This window comes from Streptomyces bohaiensis, assembly GCF_012033785.1.
Lineage (GTDB): Bacteria > Actinomycetota > Actinomycetes > Streptomycetales > Streptomycetaceae > Streptomyces > Streptomyces bohaiensis.
In genome coordinates this window covers 1-3,219 of record NZ_JAAVJC010000398.1, presented here as the reverse complement: position 1 = coordinate 3,219, position 3,219 = coordinate 1, and the positions used below count along the sequence as shown (strand labels likewise).

Genomic DNA, 3,219 nt, shown 5'->3' with positions numbered 1-3,219 from the left:
GTGCCGGCCTCCCGCGCGGCGCCGGAGCGGCGTGCCGGAGCGCCGGCCGCCTCCCTGCTGTCCCCCTGTCAGGTGGTGCCGGTGTCCGGGGCGTGCGGTGGGTCGAGGGCCGTACCGCGCGGGGGTGCGGCGTGGGGGCGGGGCGCGGTCGCACGGTTCGGGACGGCGTGCTCCGTCAGGCCGCCGGGGCACGACCGTTGTGGTGCGCTCCGCCCGGGATCACGGGCGGTGCCCGGTGGCGCGCCGGTGCGGTGGCGACCGCGGGGTCGACCGGGTCGCACGGCCGACAGGATTCGGACGGTTCCCCGGCCCCGGGGTGGGCGCGGGCACCCCTCCGGGGCGAGCGGGGGAGCCGTCCCGGTCGGCCTCCGTCCGCCGGCCGTCGACGACCGCCGTCCCGGGGCGGCCGGCCGGTGGGTCCCGCCCCGACCGGTGCGGCCCGTGGCGGGGCGGCTGCCGGGCGGGGCGGACCGGCTCCCCTGCAGGGGCGCGGCAGGGCGCCGGAGGCCGTGCGGGAGACAGGCGGAACGACCCCGGCTGCGGGACTCACCGGCGCGCGGTCGCCGGATCGGCGTGCGCTCCGGCGCGAGCACGCGGCCCACCGTCGCGGGATTGCGGCGGCGCGCCCCCACGCCCCGGCGCCGGGCAGATCGACCGCGGGTGTTCGCCGGGGAGCGGGGTGGTGAGGAAACCGGCGGGGACCAGCCACGGCCGCCGTGATGCTGCAAGATATGGCCCGTGCCCGACAACGCCGCCGATCGCGCCCCGTCCACCGCCCTCCCCGCGTCGACCGTCCCCGCGTCGTCCGCCGGCCCCCCGCTCGGCCGCCCCGACCCCGCCGCGATGCGCGCCCGCTACCGCGCCGCCGGACTGAGCGAGGCGGACCTGCCCGCCGAGCCGGTCGCGCTCTTCGGCGACTGGTTCGCCGAGGCCGTCTCCGGCGGGTTGGGCGAACCCAACGCCATGGTGGTCTCCACCGCCGACACCACCGGCCGCCCCAGCTCCCGGACGGTCTTGCTCAAGCACTTCGACGACCGCGGCTTCGTCTTCTTCACCCACTACGGCTCCGCCAAGGGGCAGGAGCTGACGGCCAATCCGTTCGCCTCGCTGGTGTTCCCCTGGCACGAGCTGGCGCGGCAGGTCATCGTCTCCGGGACGGTGGAGCGGACCGGCCGCGACGAGACGGCGGCCTACTTCCGTACCCGGCCGCACGGTTCGCAGCTGGGGGCCTGGGCGAGCGACCAGTCGCAGGTGGTGGGCTCACGCGCCGAACTCGACCGCCGCTTCCAGGAACTGGCACGGCGCTACCCCGAGGGAGAGGACGTACCCGCCCCGCCCACCTGGGGCGGCTACCGGGTGCGACCCGAGTGGATCGAGTTCTGGCAGGGCCGCGACAACCGACTCCACGACCGGCTGCGGTTCGTCCGGGAGGCGGCCGGCACCTGGGACGTCCGGCGGCTCTGCCCCTGACCGCGCCCGCAGTGGCGCGCGACGGCCGGGCGTCCGGCGCACCCGCGGGTCCTGCGGATGGCGCGCTCCTGCCCCGTGCGGGCCGGGTGCCGCGCGGCTCGCCGCCTCACGCGTGGGGAACGCAGACGACCCGCGGGCCTTGGTCCCCCGCCGGAGCGGAGGAGCCGGCCGGACGATACCGGCGGCCCGCGGGTCGGGTGACTGCTCGGGATTGGCCGGCGACGCCGGCATCCGCACTGACGTGGGACGACGGCCTCAGGCCGCAGTCACCTCACGCGTCCGGTTCTTGATCATCTGCCGAACCACCTCCCTTCTCGTGTACCTCCACGGTAGGCACTCCCACGCCGCGGCTCAAGCGAATATCGCCGGGACCCCGGTGAACGCCACCTCGGCCGAATCCCGCCGAAGGCGATGTGACCGTCCCCACCATGGAGTTGAATGGTGCGGACCCGTGCACCACGCGGCGCTCCGACCGGGCCGCGGCCCGGCCGGGCCCCGCGCCCGACCACCGGCGGTGCCCGCCTGGTGGACCGGGGTGGCGCCGCGCGGCCCGCGCACGGCGCGGCGCGGAGACGAGCGAGGTGCCGCGGGCGGCGACGCCTCCCGAGCGCCGCCGGTCGGCACCGCGGAGGGGGTTCGACGTGACCACGCATTCACAGTCCCAGCCAGAGGCGCACTTCACCGGGGACGGCATACCCGACCCGCTGCTGCTCGCCTCGCTGCTCGGGGGGATGGACGCGGCGCTGTTCGCCGTGGACCGCGACGGTCGCGTCACCCACTGGAACCAGGAGTCCGAGCGGCTCCTCGGCTGGTCCGCGGCGGAGGCGCTGGGCCGCCGCGGTCTCGGCGGCTGGGCGGTGCGGGAGACGGACGCGGCCGATGTCCACGACCGGCTGCTGGCCGTCACCGGGGACTCCCGCACCGGCGGCTCGCCCCGGCAGGTGCAGGAGTTCCCCTTCGTCACCAAGGACGGCTCGCGGCTGCTGGTCCGGGCGCAGACCGCGGCGGTCCGGGACGCCGACGGACGTGTGGCCGGGGCCTACTGCGCCTTCAGCGACGTCCACGCCCAGCTCGATCTCGAACGCCGTATCGCGCTGAGCGAGGCGCTGCTGGCCGGCTCGGCCTGGGCGGTGCTGCTGGTCGACGCGGACCTGCGCACCGTCGCCCTCAACGAGGCGGCCACCCGCGCGCTGGCCGTCTCACCGGTGGAGATGCTGGGGGAACCGCTGGCGGAGTTCCTCGGCAGCGGCCTCCAGGAACTGGAGGGCGCCCTGGAGCACACCCTCTCCGGTGAGCCGCCCTCCGAGCCGGTGGAACTGTGGGTCACCCTGCACGAGGACGGCTCGCTGGAGGACGAGCACGGGGAGGCGCGCGGGGGACTGCCCGGGGGCCGCCGCCGCTGCTGGCTCAGCGGCTTCCTGCCGCTCGGCTCCCCGCTGGCCACCGAGCCCTCCCCGCTGGGGGTGGCCTGGGTCTTCCGGGACGTCACCCTGGAACGCCGCCAGTCGCGCGAGGCCACCCGGCGCCGTTTCCGCGACGGCCAGCTGAACCGTGCGAGCCGCGCCGCGGCCGACTGCGCCGACCCGATGGACGCCGCCGTGGTCCACCTGGAGTTCGCGCTGGCCGGGTTCGCAGACCACGCCCTGCTGGACCTGGTCCCGGCGGCGCGCCCCGGCAGCCGCGCGGGCGGGGCGACCACCACCGCCGCCACGGCGCAGGGCCCGGGGTGCCCCCCGGGACGGCTGGACG

2 protein-coding genes are annotated in these 3,219 nt (G+C 77.3%); both read left to right on the top strand.

What is annotated here, in order from left to right; genetic code table 11:
- Positions 1-843 precede the first annotated feature (843 nt).
- Positions 844-1,470, top strand: a complete 627-nt coding sequence (gene pdxH / locus HCN52_RS23185) for a pyridoxamine 5'-phosphate oxidase (protein ID WP_168090389.1) — start codon at positions 844-846, stop codon at positions 1,468-1,470.
- Positions 1,471-2,111: 641 nt separating this feature from the next.
- Positions 2,112-3,219 (top strand): PAS domain-containing protein (locus HCN52_RS23180; protein ID WP_312876851.1); only part of this gene is annotated, 1,108 nt, incomplete at its 3' end.